Genomic DNA, 18,755 nt, shown 5'->3' on the forward strand with positions numbered 1-18,755 from the left:
AGCGGTAGTGCGCCCCCCGGCTGCGCCGGTCTCGCTCCCGTGCCCTTCCTTCCTAAAGACGTCCATCCCCGCGGGGGGTTGCAGGCGGGGGCAGAAGTTTTTTCCGAAGACCCCGGCGCGGGTGCTCCGCGATACTGCCGGGGTGGCGAAACAGCAGCTGACAGTCCAGGCAGCCGGACAGCTCCCGGCCGACGACCGGCCCTCACTGCGCCGGGACGTCTCCCTCCCGGCCCTGCTGGCCGGGCTGATCTGCATCGTGGTCTCGTTCTCCGGCCCGCTGGTGGTGGTCCTGGCGGCCGCGGCCGCCGGCCGGCTCGACCCGGCGCACACGGCCTCCTGGATCTGGGCGGTGGCCGTCGGCAGCGGTCTGACCTGCCTGCTGCTCAGCTGGTGGACCCGGACCCCGGTGATCACCGCCTGGTCCACGCCGGGCGCCGCCCTGCTGGTGACCAGCCTGGGGGCGTACCCGTACCGGGAGGCGGTGGGGGCGTTCCTGGTGAGCGCGCTGGCGGTCACGCTGCTCGGGGTCACCGGGTTGTTCGGCCGGCTGATCAGAGCCGTCCCGACGGGGATCGTGAACGCGATGCTGGCGGGCATCCTGTTCTCCTTCGGCGCCGGCGTCTTCACCGCCCTGCACAGCGCGCCCGTCCTGGTGCTCGGCACCTTCGCGGCCTTCGTGCTCGCCAAGCGGCTGGCGCCCCGGTACGCCGTGCCGGTCGCGCTGCTGGCGGGCGGGGTGCTGGCGGCGGCCACCGTCGGACTGCCCCTGCACCTCGGAGCGCAGGAGGGACCGACCCGGCCGCTGTTCACCTGGCCGGCGTTCTCCTGGCCGGCCCTGGTCGGTCTGGCGCTGCCGCTCACCATCGTGGCGCTGGGCTCGCAGAACGCGCCCGGGCTGGGCGTCCTGCGGGCCTTCGGCTACCGGCCGGACGACCGGCTGCTGATCGGCGCGACCGGCGCCGTCTCCGTCCTGCTGGCACCGTTCGGCTCGCCCGGCATCAACATCGCCGCCATCACCGCGGCGATCTGCGCCGGGCCGCAGAGCCACCCGGACCGGCGCCGCCGGTACGTGGCGGGAATGGCCGCCGGTGTGCTCTACCTGGTGGTGGGCAGCTTCGGCGGGGTGCTGGTCGCGCTGTTCACCGGTCTGCCGAAGGAGCTGGTCGCGGTGGTCGCCGGGGTCGCGCTGCTGGCCTCGCTGCAGGGCAGCCTGGCCGCCGCCCTCGCGGAAGAGCAGGGCCGGGACGCGGCCGTGGTGACCTTCCTGGCGACGGCCTCCGGGATGTCCCTGTTCGGGATCGGCTCGGCCTTCTGGGGCCTGCTGCTGGGCGTCGGCACGCACCTGCTGCTGCACGGGGGCAGGCCGGCGCGGAGCGTCTGAGCGCCGCTCCGCCGGGGGTTCGCCCGGGCGTCGGCCAGTGATTGGTACCTACCGGACGATACGAATCGTTGGGCCACACCGGTGATGTTCGAGCGTGTCGGTAGTGGGCCCGTGCGCCGACGGGGTACGTCTTCGCGACCCCCACCCGAGCGCCCGCCGGGTGACCGGATCACCGAGGACGCACCCGTATGCCGCCTGGCAACCCTGGCCGGCTCGTCCGGAGTCTGGCCGCTCTCGTGCTGCTGTCCACCGCCGTGCTCCCGGCCGCCCTGGAGCTCGTCGGTCCCTCACCGTTCGGCGCGATAGGCGCGCCCGCCGACCGGGCGGTACCGCCGCACGCGGTGGCCCGCGCCGATCTGCGGACGCTCGGCGCCGCCCCGACCGTCGACATACGACGCACGGGTGATCCGGCCGACCGGATCACCCTGGTCCTGCTCGGCGACGGCTACACGGCCGACCAGCAGGGCCTCTTCCGGGAGCAGGCGGACCGGGCCTGGAAGGCGCTGATGGAGATCGAGCCGTTCCGCAGCTACCAGGGGTTCTTCAACATACGCCGGGTCGAGGTGGTCTCCCCGGTCGCCGGGATCGCCGAGAACGAGAGCCACGACGACACCGGCGCCACCCCGCTCGGCATGCACTTCTGGTGCGACGGCACCGCCCGCCTGCTCTGCGCGGACGAGGCCGCCGCCGCACGCTACGCCGGTGACGGCGAGGGCCCGCAGTACCTGATCGCGCTGGCGAACTCCACCGAGTACGGCGGCGCCGGAGGCACCGGCGTCACCACCCTGGCGGGCGGCAGCCCTGACGCCGGACGGATCATCCAGCACGAGATAGGTCACACCGTCGGCGATCTCGGCGACGAGTACGACAGCGCGCCCGACGACGCCGACTACCCCAATCTGGCCACCGAGAACGCCGACGAGATGCGCCGCAGGCAGGACAAGTGGTGGCGCTGGCTCGGCGCCCAGTCACCGGACGGCGGCGGGACGATCGGGGCGTACCGCAGCGCCAACGGCGTCTACCGGCCGACCGCCGACTCCGTGATGCGCACCCTGGGCGGCGCGTACAACCTGCCCTCCCGGGAGGCGATCATCGAGCAGATCTACCGCCGGGTCGGGCCCACCGACAGCCCGGTGCCCCCGGCGGGCGAGGTCACCGGCCGGCCCCGGCTGCAGGTGCGCCCGCTGCCGCTGGCCGGCAGCCGGCAGCTGCAGGTCGAATGGCGGGTGGACGGCGTACCGGTGGACCCGCTGACGGTGGAGGGCGGCTCGCTGGACACCTCCCGGCTGGATCTGCCGCCCGGGCACGGCGCCACGGTCACCGCCGTCGTACGGGACACCACCGACTGGGTGCGCGACGAGGCCTTCCGGGACCGCTACATGACCCGCACGGTCACCTGGACGCTCAAGGACTGAGCCGGGCTCCGGAGGTACGGGCCAGGTGTCCGGGAGATGCTTCGTGTCCGACCCCGGGGTCGAATAAGAATGATGGGATGACTAACCTGGGCCCACTATGACCGTGGACCCCGCCAGAACAGTTCGTCCCGTCCCCGTACCTGGTCCCCGACTCACCCCCGACCCCGTCGCCCCGGCCCTCGCGAGCGTGCTCCCGCCCGGCGGACGGGCCGCCTGGGCCGCGTGGTCGATCGGTGTCAGCGCCTACTTCCTCGCGGTGATCCACCGGACCAGCCTCGGCGTGGCCGGACTCGACGCCGCCGACCGCTTCAGCATCGGTGCCTCGGCGCTGTCCACCTTCTCGATCCTCCAGGTCCTGGTCTACGCGGCCATGCAGATCCCGGTCGGGCTGCTGGTCGACCGCCACGGGCCGCGCAAGGTGCTGCTGCTCGGGATCCTGCTGCTCAGCGCCGGGCAGCTGGCCTTCGCCTTCAGCTCCTCCTTCGGCCCCGCGCTGGCCTCCCGGGCCGTCCTCGGCTGCGGCGACGCGATGACCTTCATCAGCGTGCTGCGGATCGCGGCCCGCTGGTTCCCCGCCGCCAAGAACCCGCTGCTCGCCCAGCTCACCGGCCTGGCCGGGATGGGCGGCAACCTGGTCACCACCGTCGTCCTGGCGCAGGCCCTGCACAGCGAGGGATGGACGGCCACCTTCGCGTCCATCGCGCTGCTCGGTGTCGGCGTGTTCGCCCTGGTCGCGCTGCTCCTGCGGGACACCCCCGCGGACGCGGTCACCGTCCTCCCCGCTCCCGTGGCGCCACGGCCCGCCGTACGGTCGCAGATCCGGGAGTCCTGGCGGGAGCCGGGCACCCGGCTCGGGCTCTGGGTCCACTTCACCACCCAGTTCCCCGGCAACGCCTTCGGCCTGCTCTGGGGCCTGCCCTACCTGGTGGAGGGCCAGGGCATGACCCGCGCCCAGGCGGGCGGGATGCTCACCCTGCTGGTCTTCAGCAACATGGCCTTCGGCCTGTTCTTCGGCAAGCTGCTCTCCCGCACCTCCGGAGCCAGGATCCCGGTCACCCTCACGGCGATCGCCGCCACCGCCGTCGTCTGGGCGGCCGCCCTCGCCTGGCCCGGTGCCCACCCCCCGGTCTGGCTGCTGGTCGTCCTCATCCTGGTGATGGGCAGCAACGGCCCGGCCTCGCTGGTCGGCCTCGACTACGCCCGTGCGTACAACCCCGGGCACCGGCTCGGCACCGCCTCCGGGATCGCCAACATGGGCGGTTTCATCGGCACGATGATCACCCTGTTCGGCATCGGCGTCCTGCTCGACGCGCTCTCCCCGGCGGGCGCCGGCACCTACTCGGCCGACGCCTACCGCTGGGCCTTCTGCTGGATGTACGCACCGATGGCCCTGGGCACCGTGATGATCCTCCGGCTGCGCCGCAGGGTCGGGGCGGCCTAGGGACGCCGCTCGCCGGGGCCGCCCCCGGCGAGCGGCGGCGGTCATTCGTCGAGCGCCCGCATCAACTCCGCGATCTGCCGGGCCGTGCCGTGGGCGCGGGCCCGGTGCGCCTCGATCTCGACCACCATCACACCGGTGCCGGTGCCGGTGCCGGTGCCGCTGCCGGTACCGCTGCCGGTGCCGGTGCCGGTGTCGGTGTCGTCGGCCGCCGGACCGGGAGCAGCGGGGGCCGGCGCCAGGAGCCGGATGAGGTCGACCAGCTTGAGCTTCGCGCACCGGGGGATGGCCCGGCCACCGCGGATCCCGACCCGCTCCACGCTCGGGCAGGAGAAGTACGCGCCGAACGGCGGACCGCTGTCCTCCTCCCGGCTCGGCACCCGGAACACCATCTCCCCGTGCCGGCAGTGCACCGTCCCGTCCGAGCGGACGTGGATGCCGGGCCCGCCGTCCCGGTCGATCTCCGCGACGATCTCCACCTGCTGCCCGACGGCCTCGGCGAGGGTCCGCGCCATCCGCCGCCGCTGCCCGGGGACGTCGGTGTCGCCCCGCCGGACCGAGGGGAGGAGCTCGGCGGTGACCCACTCCTGGAACGGCTTCGCCGCCTGTTTGTTGGAGCGCATGATCAGTGTGTACAACCCGGATTCGCTGATCAGGTTGAGCATCGGGTTGCCTCGCCCGTAGCTATTCCCACCTGCGGAGACGTCATTACCCGTACTGAAAGTGAGGGTAATCAGGCGTGAATTCACGACACGGGCGTCGGCCGGTGCGACGAGCCGGTTCGCCCGGCTCGGGTTCTCCCGGCCCAGCACCCTGCACACGTCCGCCGTGACGAACCACGGCTCGCCGTCGATCATCACGACCCTGATCGGCTGCCCCGTCACGGGGAAGCTCGACCGCACCAGCACCATCTCTTCTTCGTCCACGACACCCCTCCTCGTTCCGGTCGGTGGACCGACCGGAACAACGAGGCCGAACGGGTGAGGTACTGGTGCCCGGGCGTCGTACGGGAGCGCGAGGTGCGCCACCCCGCGCGCGGTGCGGCCGCGTGCCCCGAGCACGCGGCCGCCCCGGGCGGTCGGGGCCGGGGCCCCGGGCGGTCAGGGTGTCAGCGTGAAGTTGCCGAGGATCCTGGCGGCCAGCTCCCCGTCGCCCTCGATCTTGACCGGGCCCGGGCGGCCCCGGCCGCAGGCGAGCCGCAGGTAGGTCTCCCAGCCGAGGGTGAACTGCACGTCGGGGGCGAGGCTGATGCTCTCGTCCGCCGTGCCGTGGCCGGCCGCGTCGACGCGCACGGTGCGCAGGAACTCCACCGGGCCCGTCACGTCGAACGCGACGGTGCTCCCGGCGGGGGCGCCGGCCTGCTTGGCGACGGCCTTGGGAAGGCCCTCCAGCAGCTGGTCCCGGGTGATCAGGGCGGCCGCCGAGTCGAGGTTGCCGGGCTCGTCGAGGGCCCGGCGCAGATCCTGCTCGTGCACCCAGACGTCGAGGACCCGCCTGCGCAGCAGCTCGTGGTACGGGATGTCACGGCTGAACGGACCGGCCGGCCAGCGGACCGTGTCGCCGGGCTCCTGGCGGGCGTTGCGCAGGGCGCGGGAGCGACGGATGATCGTGTACTCCAGCTCGCCGGTCATCTCCGGCGAGGTGTGGCACCGGCGCTTGTCGACCGGCAGCTCCATGTAGCGGGTGAACTCGTCGGTGACGTGCCGCAGGTCGCCCGGCAGCGAATGGATCGGCCGGGGGTCGCCGAGGAGTTCGGACTCGACCGCGATGACGTGCGAGACGACGTCCCGGACGGACCAGCCGGGGCACTCGGTCGCCCGGTTCCAGGCGTCGGCGGGCAGGGGGGCCACCAGTTCCGATATCGACTCGATGGACTGCGTCCACGCGTCGGTGTACGCCTGCACGGTCTGGTTGTCCGTCACGGGAATCTCCGGCCCTCCGTCAGCTGCCCATCGCGCGTGCCCGGGAATGGTGGAAGACGGGTACGGCGGCTTCCGGGCGCACGCGCTAACCGCACGTTACGCTGCCTGGAGAGAGCAGGGCAGCGCTTTCGGGTGACGATCGTAGGACTCTTGCCGTGGACGGTGGTACTGTGCGCGCTTCATTGATCCAACTCTCGGTCTCCGACACCGAGCCGCCCGACGAGCGACGGGCCCGGGCCGCCGCCCTGGTACGCGCCCAGGAGGGTGCCGACCTGGTGGTCCTGCCGGAGCTCTGGCCGCTCGGGGGCTTCGCCTACGACGCGTGGTCGACCGGTGCGGAGCCGCTCGACGGCCCGACCTCCGACGCGATGTCGGCGGCCGCCAGGGCGGCCCGGGTGTGGCTGCACGCGGGGTCCGTCGTCGAGCGGGATCCGGACGGCCCGATCTACAACACCTCGCTGCTCTTCGCACCGGACGGCGAACTGGTGCACACGTACCGGAAGATCCACCGGTTCGGCTTCGACAGCGGCGAGGCGGTGGTGATGGGTGCCGGTCAGGAGATCGTCACCGCGGCCACCGACTTCGGCGTGCTGGGTCTGGCCACCTGCTACGACCTGCGGTTCCCCGAGCTGTTCCGCGCTCTGCTGGACGCCGGGGCCGAGCTGCTGGTCGTCCCCGCGGCCTGGCCGGCCCGGCGGCGCGACCACTGGACGCTGCTGTCCCGGGCCCGCGCGGTCGAGGAACAGGCGTACGTCCTGGCCTGCAACACCGCGGGGACGCACGGCGGGGTCGAGCAGGCGGGTCACAGCATCGTGGTGGACCCGTGGGGCCGGGTGCTGGCGGAGGCGGGGGCGGGCGAGGAGGTGCTCACCGTCGAGTTCGACCCGGCCGAGGTGGCGAAGGCGAGGGCCGACTTCCCGGTGCTGCGCGACCGCCTGCTGGGCATCCCGGCGCCGGTCCAGCGCTGACTGCGCCGGTCCGGTGTCCCCGGACCGGTGGCATCGGCCCCGCTACGCCGTCCGGGCCCGCCGGTCGGCCGTCCGGGCCCGGGCGCGGCGTCCGGGAACGTCGTGCGCGGCGCGCGTGTACGCGAACAGGCCGGGTTTGAGAGGATGAGCGGCCGTCGTGTTCCATCCGCCCGGGAGGAGGTCGTATCCATGCCGGACACAGGCGCGGACGACCGCCGGTCCGCGATCCGGCGCAACAGCCTGCGCGAGCAGATCGCCGGCGCCCTCCGGGAGGAGATGATGGCCGGCCGGCTGGCCGCCGGCCGGAACTTCACCGTGCGGGAGATCGCCGAGCTGTACGGGGTGTCCGCGACCCCGGCCCGGGAGGCCCTGGTGGACCTCGCGGCCCAGGGCCTGCTCCGGGCCGAGCACCACCGCGGCTTCACCGTCCCGGAGTTCGGCTGGGACGACTTCCTGGAGATCTTCGAGACCCGCACGCTGCTCACCGACGGTGCGATCCGGCGGATGTCCGGCTGGGCCGCTCCGCCCGACGGGAGCCGGCTGCCCTCGCTGCGCCGGCGGGCGGACGCCGCGGCGCGGTCCGCCCGGGCCGGGCAGCTGGACGTGATGGTGGGGTGCGACCGCCGGTTCTGGCAGGAGGCGGGCACGCTGTTGGGCAACCGCCGGATCGCCGACTACCTGGACTGGCTGCGGGTGCAGTCCTGGATGTTCGCCGCTCCCTACCTGCGCGCCCTGCCGGAGCCGGCGGGGGTCTGCTGGGACGGGCACGCCGGGTTCGTCGACGCGGTCGAGGCCGGGGACGTGACCGGCGCGCGCCGCGCCGTCGGCGAGTACAACGCGGCCACCCTGCGCCTGATGGCCACGCTCACCGGACACGATCCGGCAACGGTGGCCGTGTCGGGCCTGCCGGCCGACCCGGTCGAGCCGCGGCCGCAGGCCGACCCGACGGCAGAGCCCCCCGGGGACGCCGGAGCCGGCCTCGCGGCGGGCCTGCCGTGCGATGTCGGGCTCGGCCTGGTGCCGCAGCCCCGGTCGGTGCCGTACGGCAGGCTCGGGCACACGCTGCCCCCGGCGGAGCCGGATCCGCACCGCACCCCGGGCCGGTAGGGTGGGCGGTCGCCGAACCGACCGCACCCGTCCGCCCGTCGCCCCCGTGGCCGACGACACCGCTCCGAGAGGATGAGCCGGCTCATGGCCTGCGACCTCTGGCTCGTCCCGCTCGTGGACGTCCTGAGCCACAGCCCCGAGAACCCGTTCCGGGACGACCTCGTGGTCTACAACACCGCCCTGGCCGCCCACGGGCTGCCCGAGGTCCCCGTGTACCAGTACGTCCCGGGGCTCAGCGGGGCCGTCGAGCCGATAGCCGCTTTCGACTACGACTCGCTGCACTTCCTGCGCCGGGCCTACCTGCTCGGGCTCACCGGCTTCGCGATCACCCCGGTGGACGCGCTCGGCGGTGACTACGAGCAGCTGCTGGAGATGTTCGAGAGCACGGCCGAGCAGTCCCACCTGGTCTGGCACTTCGACCACGCCGGCGCGTACGTGCCGATCGAGTTCGCCGCACCGCTGGTGGACGAGGCGCTGCTGGCCTCCGGCGGACCGCTGGGCTCCACCCACGGACTGCTGCGCGAACTGCAGGCGGTCGCGCCCGTCCTCGGCATCGACCCGCTGAACCCGCCCGACCCGACCCGACCGCTCGGGCCCACCGGGCTGGAGCAGCCCTTCGGACCGCCGCTGGACGACGTGCACCCGTTCGCGCGGGAGCGGCACGCCTGGGCCGGTCTGTACGCGGCGGCGACCCGGAGCCTCAGTCAGGGCTCGATGATCGTCTTCGCCTGAGCCCTGAGCCCTGAGCCCTGAGCCCTGAGCCCTGAGCCCCAGGAGTCCGGAGCTTCAAGCGCCCGGGAGGCCGCGTCCAGGCGGGCCCCGACCGACGGGACCGGCCCGGTGCGGGGTTCCGTCAGCGGAGCGGCCCCTCCGGCGGGCGCTGGCGCGGCATGGTGGGACGGGTCCCCGGCGGCGGCAGGACGCGGACCTGCGCGCCGCTGCCGGATTCGCTCCGTCCGCCCCAGGCTCCCGCGCCCTGGGTGGGGAGCTGGGTCATGGACGCGCGGAACTCCAGCATCCACTCGGAGGTCTCGCTGCGGACCATGTCCGACACGTCCTCGCAGAACCGCCGCAGCACGCCGAGACAGCGCTCGGCCGCCTCGCCGGCCGTGCCCTCGGTGGGGCCGAGCACCTCGCGCACGCACTCGGAGGCCCAGTCGAACTGGAAGGCCTCCAGCCGGCGCTGCAGGGCCTGCGAGGTGCTGACGTCCCGCATCCAGCCGGTGGTGAGGCCGAAGACCCGGTCGGCGCCGACGCAGGCGGCGCAGAGCGCCAGGCTCACGTAGCCCCAGCCGGCGAGCCGGTCGGTGACCCCGGTCAGCGCCACCAGCGGCAGCGTCGCGCCGCCGACCGCGAAGCTCGCCGCGCCGAACCGCAGCAGTCGCGCCCAGCGCCGCTTCCAGAGCCGGTCCCGCCGGTACCAGTCGATCGCCTCGACGGCCCGCTCCTCGGACCAGCGGTAGAGCTCCTCCAGCCGCTCGGCGGGCTCGCCCCAGTCGCCCAAGGGGAACTGGCGGGCGCTCAGATCGGTACGGCGGCGGGTGGAGGCACGGCCCGGGACGGCGCTCGCGGCCGTCGCCGGCGGGTCCTCCTCGCCGACGTCCTTGCCCCAGGCACTCTCCTCGGGCTGCATTTCCGGCTGGCTCACCTGTGGGGCTCCCTGTGGCGGGCTGACTGCTGGGGTCTGACCGCGGTGCTGACCGCGGTGGTCTGGCTGGTGCTGGTCCTGCCGGCGCCGGCCCTGCTGGTGGGTCCGAACCGCCCGGAGGCATGCGGCCTCCCGACGGTTCATCCCCTGACGGCGTATGAGGTTCTCGTGTGCGCAGGACGTGCGAGGCGCCCGGAGCGGTGCGGTTCACCCGTAGGTTCGCGCACCCGGCGCCCTGCTCGTGGTTCTCCAACAGCACTTCTTACCGCCAAATGGCTGACCGTGGGGGCGCTTCTCCAATGATCGTTATCGGAAATGACATCAGGAAGCCGAGGTCGGGGGGTTGCGGGGGCCGGCGAGATTTCACCCTTCCGAGCGAGTCGCCGGTGACCCCTCGTCCTGACCCGGGCACCCGGTGCGACCCGCCGTCCCGAGCGGCGGACGCCCCGTCGGCGGCCCTGGAGGTTCCTCCAGGCGGCGACCCTCCGCGCGGTGGTGCCGTCGGAGCCAACGATGAGACCGGAGAGCGGCCCGAACGCGCCACCGACTACCCTTGCCAACCGTGAAGGTCCTCGTCATCGGCGGCGGCGCCCGCGAACACGCCCTGTGCCGCTCTCTGTCCCAAGATCCCGCCGTCACCGAGCTGCACTGCGCCCCGGGTAACGCCGGGATCACGCAGGTGGCGACGGTCCACCAGGTCGACCAGCTGGACGGTGCGGCAGTCGCCGCGCTCGCCCGGCGGCTGACCGCCGACCTGGTCGTGGTCGGCCCGGAGGCCCCGCTCGTCGCGGGCGTCTCCGACGCCGTGCGTGCGATCGGCGTTCCCGTCTTCGGTCCGTCCGGAGAGGCCGCCCAGCTGGAGGGCTCCAAGGCCTTCGCGAAGGACGTGATGGCGGGCGCCAACGTGCCCACCGCCCGGTCCTACGTCTGCACCACCCCGGCCGAGGCCGCCGAGGCGCTGGACGCCTTCGGCGCCCCGTACGTGGTCAAGGACGACGGCCTGGCCGCCGGCAAGGGCGTGGTGGTCACCTCCGACCGCGCCGAGGCGCTGGCGCACGCCGCCTCCTGCGAGCGCGTGGTGATCGAGGAGTACCTCGACGGCCCGGAGGTCTCGCTGTTCGCCGTCACCGACGGCACCACCGTGCTGCCCCTGGTGCCCGCGCAGGACTTCAAGCGCGCGCTGGACGGCGACGAGGGCCCCAACACCGGCGGCATGGGCGCGTACTCGCCGCTGCCCTGGGCCCCCGAGGGCCTGGTGGCGGAGGTCCTGGAGAGCGTGCTGCAGCCGACCGTGGACGAGCTGCGCCGCCGGGGCACCCCGTTCTCCGGCCTGCTCTACGCCGGTCTCGCGCTGACCTCGCGCGGTACCCGGGTGATCGAGTTCAACGCGCGCTTCGGCGACCCGGAGACCCAGGTCGTCCTGGCCCGGCTGAGGACCCCGCTGGCCGGCGTGCTGCTGGCCGCCGCGAACGGGACGCTCGGTGAGCTGGAGCCGCTGCGCTGGGACGACGGCGCCGCCGTCACCGTGGTCATCGCCTCCGAGGGCTACCCGGCCGACCCGCGCACCGGGGACCCGATCGAGGGCCTGGCCGAGGCGGAGGCCGCCGACGGCACCGCGTACGTGCTGCACGCCGGTACCCGGGCGGACGGCAGCGGCCAGGTGCTCAGCGCCGGCGGCCGGGTGCTGTCGGTCACCGCGACCGGTGCGGACCTCGCCGAGGCCCGCACCCGGGCCTATGACGCGCTGGCGTCGATCCGCCTCAAGGGCGGCCAACACCGCACCGACATCGCGCTGAAGGCGGCGCGCTGACCGCTCACCGCGAGCAGCTTCCCGAGGGCGCTGCGTCCGGTGGTCCGCCCGGCTCCGGCCGGGGGACCCCCATGGACGCAGCGCCCTCGGCGTTCGCCCGCCCGGCGGGCGGTCGTGGCGGCCGCACCGGCCGGCGGCAGGATTCCATCAGTTCGAGTGATAGCAACGGAGTCCGGCTGACGTGATCCGTCCGTCGGCCTTATGGTGCGCTGGATCGCCGTGCCACGAGTCGTGTCCCGGTGATCGCCGCCGGGTGGCGGGGGCCGTGCGGGGGGATGCTGGGGGCAGTGCGTGGCCCGGTGTGCCGATCCGGTCCGGGCCCGCCACGCGCCGGAGCCGGACGTCGGCGCCGACCCGCGTGCGCCGTCACTGGGACGAATGGAGACCAGGACGGTCCGGAACACCCACCGGTACGCGGGCGTCGGACCTGTCGGAAGCACCGGGCAGGATGCACAGCCGGGGTCGGACACCGCCGCTCCCGGTCGGACACTGATCGTTTTCGAGTCGGCTCGGGTGCCCCGACCAGGGCGCGCGAGGACTCCGAAGGGGGTGCCGCACCGTATGGCCGCTGTCGAGAGCGCTCGGGCCCGTGCCCAGGCGGTGCTGCGGATCCGGAGCCGGGCCCTGGCCCTGGCCGTGCTGCCCGCCGCGGTCGCGGTGGTGCTGCTCGCCGGGCGGGTCACCGGCCGGATCGGTGCGCCGGGTTCGTCCGACGCCGGGGCCTGGGACGCCGCCCGCTGGGCGGTCTGCGCGGTCGCCGCGGTCACCCTCGCGGTGGCCGCCCTGGTCGCCAGGGCCCACCGCACGGCCACCCCGCCCCAGACCCCGGCCGTCCCGCTGGCCCGGGGCGACGCCCCCGAGCTGTACCGACTGATAGCCGAGCTCGCGGAACGGCTGGACACACCCGTGCCGTCCGCGATCGCGCTCACCCCGGACTGCGACAGCTGGCTGGAGGAGGTGCCCGTGCACCGGCCCCGCGGTCGCTCCGGCGGCGGCCGGGCGCAGGCGGGCGAGCCCCGCGAACCCCTGGCCCGCCCCGGGCGCCACGGCGAGTCCCCGGCGCCCGTCCTGGTGATCGGCTCGCCGTTCCTGTGGTGGATGCGGGCCGACGAGCTGCGTGCCCTGCTGGCCCCGGTGGTGGCCGGTACCGCCGCCGCGGCCGATCCGGACATCGCGGCCGCCCGCCGTTTCATCCGCGGCCTGGACGCCGATCTGGACGCCGGACCGGCGGTCGGGCCCGGGCCGGCCACCGCCCCAGGTGCGGCCCGGCCGTCCCGCCGGGGCGTGAAGGTGCTGACCGACGTGATCACCCGGCGCCTGCTCGCGGCCTGCCGCGAACACTCCGCCGAGCTGGAGCGGGCCGTCGCCGGCTGGGCCTCCGAGCAGGCCAAAGCCGTCGACTACGGGCTGCGGATCGCCGCCCAGGAGCAGGTCGGCCTCGCGTACGCCGGGTGGGACCGCCTGCTCACCCGGGTGGCCCTGCCGGCCTGGAAGCTCGGCCGGCACCCCTGTCACCTGAACGCCGGGGTGGTCGCCGCCCTCACCGAGCTCTCCCGGCGGGACCGGCTCGCCGACGGGTACGGCACCCGGCTCGGCGACCGGCCGGCCTGCGACCTGCTGGAGCGGCCGGGCGAGGTCGACGCGGCCGTCTCGCTGCTGGCGGCCGAGTTGTTCTTCGGGCGGCCTGCGGCCGCGCCGGGGCCGGCCGGGGACCAGGACGGCCCGCCCCGCCCGGTGAGCGCCGTCGATCCGCTGCCCGCCGCGGCAGCCGTACCGGCCGCCTCGGGCGCCGGGAGCGGGTGGCGGGAGCTGGACTGGGCCGACTACCCGGCCGCGGTGGTCGACGCCGGCTGGCGGGCCCGGGCGGTGGCCCTGCAGGCCGCGCTGGACCGCCTGGCGCCGCTGTCCCGTCCGGGCGCGCCCACCCTCACCCGGCTGCTCGCCCGCCTGTCGGACGGCGACGGCGAACCGCTGGCCGCCGCCCTGGCCGCGCAGCTGGCCAGGGCGGGCCTGCCGCAGTCCCCGCTGGAGCCCGTCCGCAGCGGGCGTGACCTGCTGGTCGACCACGTCACCGCGATGGTGTGCTGCGCCGCGGTGGACACCGCCGGCGCCACCCCGGGCCTGGACTGGCTGGACGGCCCGGTGCTGCTCATCGGCGGGGTGCGCCGCACCGATCTCGCCGAGCCGGTGGCCCAGGCCGTCGAGCAGGGCCGGGACGGCCCGCTGCGGGCCTGGCTGGACGCGGTGGGCGTGCGGCTGGAGAAGCCCGTCCGGCTCTGACCGCCGGTCGGGAGGCCAGCCGCGGAAGCCCGTCCGGCGTCCCGACCGGCGCGACGCGCGACGGCGCACGGCGGCGGGCTTCGCGCCCCCGGTGATTCGCGGTTCCCGCAGGACAGCGGCCCGCGCGGGCTCGTCCGGGGGATTGACCGCCACTAGTTGCTACGGTGGGGCTACGCAGCGCCAGCACTCTGTGGTGTGCTGGACCGCACGCACATCCGTTTGGCACATGCCCGGCGGTGGAGGTGCACCTGTGGGAGGGGCGCGTGGGGACCGAGGTCAACCGTCGCTGGGAGTCCGGGACGCATGCGCACGGCGTCGGCGACCCCTTCGGCCAGGGTCCGCTGCCCTGGCTGCGCAGCCCCGACCAGTACGTGGCGGGCACCGGGGGAGCGGTGCCCTGGTACGTCTCGCTGGACGCGCCGGGCCAGCGGCAGCTCACCGGCCCGCGTCCCGGGGCGGTGGTCGGCGGCCCGGCCAACGCCGATGACGTCGTCCAGCAGATCAAGGGCTTCGCCTCGGCCGGAGTGGTCCGCCCGGGCGGGTCGGTGGACTTCCGGGTCACCGTCCACCCGCCGCGCGAGTTCACCGTCGACGTCTACCGGATCGGCCACTACGCGGGCGACGGCGCCCACCACATGACCTCCAGCCCGCTGATCCCCGGTCTCGCGCAGCCCGCGCCGCTGGTGGCCGGCCGTACGGTCTCCTGCCACCACTGGTGGCAGTCCTGGCGGTTGCAGGTCCCCGTGCACTGGCGGCCGGGTGCGTACGTCGCGGTCCTCACCACCAGTGACAACCTGCACCGCAGTCACATCCCGTTCACCGTGCGCGACTTCGACCCGGTGCACACCGCCGACCTGCTGCTGGTGCTTCCGGACGTGACCTGGCAGGCCTACAACCTCTTCCCGGAGGACGGCCGGGCGGGCGCCAGCCTCTACCACGCCTGGGACGAGGGCGGTCGGCTGCTCGGGGAGCAGGAGGCGGCCGTCACCGTCTCCTTCGACCGCCCGCACGCCGGGGCGGGCCTGCCGCTGCACGTCGGCCACGCCTACGACTTCGTCCGCTGGGCCGAGCGCTACGGCTACGACCTCGCCTACGCCACCGCCACCGACCTGCACGCCGGCCTGGTCGACCCGGCCCGGCACCGCGCCCTGATCTTCCCCGGGCACGACGAGTACTGGTCCGAGCCGATGCGCCGGGCGGCCGAGCGGGCCAGGGACGGCGGCACCTCGCTGGTCTTCCTCTCGGCCAACACCATGTACTGGCGGGTCGAGCTCTCGGCCGCGGCCTCCGGCGAGCCCCACCGGCTGCTCAACTGCCGCAAGCGGCAGAAGGTCCCGGCGGGCAGCGCGGCGGTCGGCGTCCCCGGCAGCCAGAGCGCGCTGTGGCGGGACGCGGCCGAGCCGGAGCAGCACCTGCTGGGCATCCAGTACGCCGGCCGGGTCGCCGCGCCCGTCCCGCTGGTCGCCCGCAACACCGCGCACTGGCTCTGGGACGGCACCGGTCTGCGCGAGGGGGACGAGCTGCCCGGCCTGGTGGCCGGGGAGGCGGACCGCTACTTCCCGAAGGTCGCGCTCCCCGAGCACACCGAGCGGGTGCTGCTCGCCCACTCGCCGTACCGGGACTCGGCCGGACGGGTGCGCCACCAGGAGACCTCGCTCTACCGGGCGCCGAGCGGCGCGTACGTGTTCGCCGCCGGAACGTTCGCCTGGTCGCCGGCCCTGGACCGGCCCGGCCACACCGACGAGCGGGTGCAGCGCGCGACCGCAAATCTGTTGGATCGTCTGTGCAAGGAGGGCTGAGGGGCCGGTCCCCTCGGGTGAACGCACAACGGGTCGCGTGAAAGACTCGGCCTCACCGACCTGCCCTTTCGTGCCCGCGTTACCGCGAACCACCCTTGAGGACTGAGACGACCGTGAGCGGATTTGTCACCAAGCCCGAGCCCGTCCAGGTGCCCGGCCTGATCCACCTGCACACCGGCAAGGTGCGTGATCTCTACCGCGCCGAGAACGGCGACCTGGTGATGGTCGCCAGCGACCGGACGTCGGCCTACGACTGGGTGCTCCCCAACGAGATCCCCGACAAGGGCCGGATCCTCACCCAGCTCTCGATGTGGTGGTTCGAGCGGATCGCCGACATCGTCCCCAACCACGTGATCTCCACCGAGGTCCCGGCCGGTGCCCCGGCCGACTGGGCCGGCCGCACGATGATCTGCCGCAGCCTGGAGATGGCCCCGATCGAGTGCGTGGCGCGCGGCTACCTGACCGGCTCCGGCCTGCTGGAGTACCGCGCCGACCGGACGGTCTGCGGCATCGCGCTCCCCGAGGGCCTGGAGGACGGCTCCGAGCTGCCCGCCCCGATCTACACCCCCGCGCTCAAGGCCGAGGTCGGCGAGCACGACGAGAACGTCCCCTACGAGGAGACCGCCCGCCGGGTCGGCGCCGAGCTGGCGTCGCAGCTGCGCCGGACCACGCTGGACGTCTACTCCCGGGCCCGGGACATCGCCCGTGCACGCGGCATCATCCTCGCGGACACGAAGTTCGAGTTCGGCCTGGCCGACGGCGAGCTGGTGATCGGCGACGAGGTGCTGACCCCGGACTCCTCCCGCTTCTGGCCGGCCGACGCGTGGGAGCCGGGCCGCGCGCAGCCGTCCTTCGACAAGCAGATCATCCGCGACTGGCTGACCTCCCCGGCCTCCGGCTGGGACCGTCACGGGGAACTCCCGCCGCCGGCGCTGCCCGCCGAGGTCGTCGACCGGGTCCGGGGCCGGTACATCGAGGCGTACGAGCGGCTGACCGGTCTCGACTGGTCCTAGGCGGCCGGGCCCGCGGCCGGCCGGTCAGATCCAGCCGTGCTCGCGGGCGATCCGCACCGCCGCGTGGCGGTTCTCCGCGCCGAGCTTGGTGGCCGCGGCCGAGAGGTAGTTGCGGACGGTGCCCTGGGAGAGTGCCGCGCGCTCCGCGATCCCGGCGATCGAGGTGCCGTCCGCGGCCAGCTCCAGCACGTCCGTCTCGCGGGGCGTCAGCGGGCTCTCCCCGGCCGCGATCGCGTCGGCCGCCAGCTCGGGGTCGACGTAGCGGCCGCCGGCCCGGACGGTCCGGATCAGGCCCGCCAGGTCGGCGGCCGAGACGGTCTTCGACAGGAAGCCCCGGACGCCGACCTCCAGGGCCCGCTTGAGGTAGCCGGGCCTGCCGTGACCGGTGACGATCATGGTTCGGCACTCCGGCAGCAGCCGGCGCAGCTCGGTGGCGACCTCGATACCGTCCAGCCCGGGCATCTGGAGGTCCAGGACGGCCACGTCGGGCCGGTGCGCCCGGGCCATCGCCAGCGCCTCCGGGCCGGAGGCGGCCTCGGCGACCACCACGAGGTCGTCCTCCAGGGCGAGCAGCGCGGCCAGCGCGCCCCGGATCAGGTGCTCGTCGTCGGCCAGCAGGACGCGGATGGGGCTGGGACCGGTCATCGGGGCGTGTTCTCCAGAGGGCTCGGGTCGGTGGCGCCGGCCGGGCCGGCGGTGAGCGGGACGCTCGCGCGCAGCCGGAAGCCGCCGGGGGCCGCGGGCGGCAGGTCGAGTTCACCGCCGTGGGCGGCGAGTCGCTCGCGCAGCCCGTACAGGCCGGTGCCGGTGCTCTGCGCGGGGAGGGCGCCCGGGGCGGGGACGCCGTCGTTCTCCAGCTCCAGCACGGCTCTGCCGGCCGCGACCCGCAGCCGGACCGAGCAGTGCCCGGCCTCGCTGTGCCGCAGCACGTTGGTGGTGGCCTCCCGCAGGACCCAGCCGAGCACCGCCTGCACGGGCCCGGGGAGAGCGGCGGCCGCATCCTCGCCGAGGTCGATCCGGCACTCCACGCCGGCCGCCCGCAGCACCGCGCGGGCGCCGATCACCTCGGCCTTCAGATCGGCGGTGCGGTAGCCGCGGACCAGGTCGCGGACCTCGCGGTGGGACTCCTGGGCGATCCGCTGGACCTCGGTCATCTGGTCGGCGGCCTCGGGGCGGCCCCGCCGGGCGAGCTGGACGGCCAGCTCGCTCTTCAGCGCGATGGTGGTGAGGTTGCGGCCCATCACGTCGTGCAGGTCACGGGAGAACCGCAGCCGCTCCTCGGCCACCGCCAGCCGGGACTGGGTCTCGCGGGCGGCGTCCAGCTCCCAGACCACCGAGAGCAGCCAGGCGAAGCTGCGGCAGCTCGCCCCGAGCAGCGGCAGGGCGACGGCGAGGCCGACGACCACTCCGGCGGTGGTGCCCGGGCCGGTGCCGGCCACCAGCAGCGGGAGGGCGAGCAGGGCGAGCCCGGCCAGGGCCTGCCGGACGGCGGTACGCACGGGACGCGCCACGCTCAGCGGCCCGAACCAGAGCACGAGCAGGCTGCCGGCCAGCGTGGCGCCGAGGGGCCCCCGCTCCCCGGCCGCGATCCCCCCGACGTACGCGCAGGTCAGAACGGAGGCCCAGCCGGCGATCAGGGCGGCGGCGCCGGTGACGGCGAGCCGGCGGTCGACGGCGCAGGGACGTCCGAGGTAGCGGTCCAGGGCGGCGCGGTGGCTCCGGACCGACAGCCCGGTCACGACGCAGTTCAGCAGGAACAGCGCGACCGCGACCGCGCCGGACGGCCCGTGGCCCGCCGTGCCGGCCAGGGCGAGCAGGACGGCGAAGGGCTGGAGGAGGGACATCAGGTAGAGCGACCAGCGCAGGTACAGCTCGCTGCGGTGCGGCTTGCCGAAGGCCCTCCACCGGCGTACCGGCGCCATGACGTCCACGTCCCGTGCTCCCCTCGCAGTCATGACCGTGCCCTCGGCCTTC

15 protein-coding genes are annotated in these 18,755 nt (G+C 74.6%); 10 read left to right on the plus strand and 5 right to left on the minus strand.

Annotated elements, in window-relative coordinates; all coding sequences use genetic code 11:
* Positions 1-142 precede the first annotated feature (142 nt).
* The 3 genes from OG823_RS17090 (at position 143) to OG823_RS17100 (ending at position 4,237) form a co-directional block, all read left to right on the plus strand.
* Positions 143-1,381: a benzoate/H(+) symporter BenE family transporter gene (locus tag OG823_RS17090; RefSeq protein ID WP_371480432.1), complete on the plus strand. Its 1,239-nt coding sequence runs from the start codon at positions 143-145 to the stop codon at positions 1,379-1,381.
* A gap of 188 nt (positions 1,382-1,569) precedes the next feature.
* Entirely contained in the window at positions 1,570-2,796 is a 1,227-nt protein-coding gene (locus OG823_RS17095; RefSeq protein WP_371480433.1) for a M64 family metallopeptidase, read from the plus strand.
* Between the two features lie 97 nt (positions 2,797-2,893).
* Positions 2,894-4,237: a nitrate/nitrite transporter gene (locus OG823_RS17100; protein ID WP_371480434.1), complete on the plus strand. Its 1,344-nt coding sequence runs from the start codon at positions 2,894-2,896 to the stop codon at positions 4,235-4,237.
* A 41-nt stretch (positions 4,238-4,278) separates the two neighbouring features.
* On the opposite strand, the gene OG823_RS17105 is transcribed toward OG823_RS17100, so the two are convergent.
* Positions 4,279-5,160: a Bro-N domain-containing protein gene (locus OG823_RS17105; protein ID WP_371480435.1), complete on the minus strand. Its 882-nt coding sequence runs from the start codon at positions 5,158-5,160 to the stop codon at positions 4,279-4,281.
* Between the two features lie 174 nt (positions 5,161-5,334).
* Positions 5,335-6,156, minus strand: coding sequence for a maleylpyruvate isomerase family mycothiol-dependent enzyme (locus tag OG823_RS17110; RefSeq protein ID WP_371480436.1), 822 nt, complete (start codon positions 6,154-6,156; stop codon positions 5,335-5,337).
* A gap of 170 nt (positions 6,157-6,326) precedes the next feature.
* Between OG823_RS17110 and OG823_RS17115 the strand changes: the two genes are divergently transcribed.
* From OG823_RS17115 to OG823_RS17125, 3 genes are all read left to right on the plus strand, one after another.
* The gene (locus OG823_RS17115; RefSeq protein ID WP_371480438.1) at positions 6,327-7,124 is read left to right on the plus strand and encodes a carbon-nitrogen family hydrolase; all 798 of its coding nucleotides are present in this window, start codon (positions 6,327-6,329) and stop codon (positions 7,122-7,124) included.
* A gap of 189 nt (positions 7,125-7,313) precedes the next feature.
* The gene (locus OG823_RS17120; protein ID WP_371480439.1) at positions 7,314-8,231 is read left to right on the plus strand and encodes a GntR family transcriptional regulator; all 918 of its coding nucleotides are present in this window, start codon (positions 7,314-7,316) and stop codon (positions 8,229-8,231) included.
* 84 nt (positions 8,232-8,315) lie between these two features.
* Positions 8,316-8,963: a hypothetical protein gene (locus OG823_RS17125; RefSeq protein WP_371480440.1), complete on the plus strand. Its 648-nt coding sequence runs from the start codon at positions 8,316-8,318 to the stop codon at positions 8,961-8,963.
* 121 nt (positions 8,964-9,084) lie between these two features.
* Here OG823_RS17125 and OG823_RS17130 read toward each other — a convergent pair whose 3' ends face one another.
* Positions 9,085-9,879 carry an SLATT domain-containing protein gene (locus tag OG823_RS17130; protein ID WP_371480441.1) on the minus strand — a complete coding sequence of 265 codons (795 nt, stop codon included), beginning with the start codon at positions 9,877-9,879 and terminating at the stop codon, positions 9,085-9,087.
* 562 nt (positions 9,880-10,441) lie between these two features.
* Between OG823_RS17130 and purD the strand changes: the two genes are divergently transcribed.
* The 4 genes from purD (at position 10,442) to OG823_RS17150 (ending at position 16,781) form a co-directional block, all read left to right on the plus strand.
* Positions 10,442-11,689, plus strand: a complete 1,248-nt coding sequence (gene purD / locus OG823_RS17135; protein WP_371480443.1) for a phosphoribosylamine--glycine ligase — start codon at positions 10,442-10,444, stop codon at positions 11,687-11,689.
* A gap of 561 nt (positions 11,690-12,250) precedes the next feature.
* Positions 12,251-13,969 (plus strand): hypothetical protein, encoded by a 1,719-nt coding sequence (locus tag OG823_RS17140; RefSeq protein WP_371480444.1) that lies wholly within the window; start codon positions 12,251-12,253, stop codon positions 13,967-13,969.
* A 263-nt stretch (positions 13,970-14,232) separates the two neighbouring features.
* Positions 14,233-15,768, plus strand: coding sequence for a N,N-dimethylformamidase beta subunit family domain-containing protein (locus tag OG823_RS17145; RefSeq protein ID WP_371480445.1), 1,536 nt, complete (start codon positions 14,233-14,235; stop codon positions 15,766-15,768).
* Between the two features lie 113 nt (positions 15,769-15,881).
* On the plus strand, positions 15,882-16,781 hold the full coding sequence (locus OG823_RS17150) for a phosphoribosylaminoimidazolesuccinocarboxamide synthase (protein WP_371480446.1): 900 nt from the start codon (positions 15,882-15,884) through the stop codon (positions 16,779-16,781).
* Positions 16,782-16,805: 24 nt separating this feature from the next.
* Here OG823_RS17150 and OG823_RS17155 read toward each other — a convergent pair whose 3' ends face one another.
* Together OG823_RS17155 and OG823_RS17160 are read right to left on the minus strand one after the other, a co-directional pair.
* Positions 16,806-17,426 carry a response regulator gene (locus tag OG823_RS17155; RefSeq protein ID WP_371480447.1) on the minus strand — a complete coding sequence of 207 codons (621 nt, stop codon included), beginning with the start codon at positions 17,424-17,426 and terminating at the stop codon, positions 16,806-16,808.
* The gene (locus OG823_RS17160; protein WP_371480448.1) at positions 17,423-18,736 is read right to left on the minus strand and encodes a sensor histidine kinase; all 1,314 of its coding nucleotides are present in this window, start codon (positions 18,734-18,736) and stop codon (positions 17,423-17,425) included. Before OG823_RS17160 ends, OG823_RS17155 begins: the two co-directional genes overlap by 4 nt.
* Between the last annotated feature and the right edge of the window lie 19 nt (positions 18,737-18,755).

The sequence above is a fragment of the Kitasatospora sp. NBC_00315 genome (assembly GCF_041435095.1).
GTDB lineage: Bacteria > Actinomycetota > Actinomycetes > Streptomycetales > Streptomycetaceae > Kitasatospora.